The organism is Butyricicoccus sp. (assembly GCF_050872565.1).
Lineage (GTDB): Bacteria > Bacillota > Clostridia > Oscillospirales > Butyricicoccaceae > Butyricicoccus_A.
The window spans coordinates 1-1,043 of sequence record NZ_JBNMHC010000531.1 but is presented as its reverse complement, the minus strand read 5'-3'; the positions used below and the strand labels follow the sequence as shown (position 1 = coordinate 1,043).

Annotated in this window: 2 protein-coding genes; both read right to left on the bottom strand. The window is 45.1% G+C overall.

Annotation, left to right across the window (positions count from 1 at the left end; all coding sequences use genetic code 11):
• Window positions 1–213, bottom strand: a 213-nt coding sequence (locus ACR0P9_RS13140) for an acyl-CoA dehydratase activase-related protein (RefSeq protein WP_432620862.1), incomplete at its 3' end; no start/stop codon positions are given.
• A gap of 167 nt (window positions 214–380) precedes the next feature.
• On the bottom strand, window positions 381–1,043 hold a 663-nt coding region (locus ACR0P9_RS13135), incomplete at its 5' end, for a glycosyl transferase (RefSeq protein WP_432620860.1).

Genomic DNA, 1,043 nt, shown 5'->3' with positions numbered 1-1,043 from the left:
CTTGCCGACCAGTGCTCTGACATGTCCCAGATAAATTTTTTCGGACAGACAGGCTTCATCCACACACAGTGCGGTGCCCTGATCCAAAATTTCTTTATCTGTCGGACGACTGGTCACGACTTCTGCGCCCAGCTGCTGAAAAAATACCGTCCACAGCATCGAGTACCGATGGTACAGCATGGCGCGGGGCAGACCAATTTTCAAATTACTCATGTATTTGTCTTCCACCAATCTTTTGAATTTTTACACAGATTCCATTATATGCATATCAAAACAGCTTGTCAACTTCTCTTCTGTTAGAAGGAAATCTTGTGCATTTCTTGGAAATAAATACCAAAAGTGTCTCTGAATGCTCTCAGAGACACTTTTTACTCACTTGTTTAGTTAAATCCGTATACTTTTCGAGAAATCCGATATGCCAGCTTGCCTAAGAATCGTCCCGGTCTGCCCGGCAGATTCATATATCTGCTGATGACGCTGTGATGCAGCTTGTTATACAGCTGTCTATCCGTCTGTTTCATGTACTCCCACAGCTCATCCCGCTTGTGCAGGTTTTCTTTTGTACCGGACAAAATCGCCAGCGTGACCGTAATCGTCGTGACGATCTCCAAATAGTTGAACATGTATCTGCGGCACTTTTTGTCCTTGACTGCCAACAGATTGACATCGGCGAACATAATCTTATTGACGCGAATCTGCTGGTCAATGCGGCGAATCATGGTCTGCTCGTTCACCGACTGATCCTCTCGTCCGATATAATACCGATACAAATCTACATCCATGTAATACATGTTCTTGACATACGGCAGCGGCTTATATACGTAAATATTGTCGACATAGAAGGTATGCTCTGGCAGCTGCAAGCCGCAATCGTGCAGCATCTGTGTGCGGTAAATGACCGAATGCATGAGAATATAATGTCCCTTGAACAGATGTCCTACATCGTCCCAGCCAAACATCTTTTCTTTCGGGAATCCCTTCTGACGCATGACTGCCTTATGCTTGCTGCCTTCCTTCTCGTACACATAATTGGCGAGGAACAT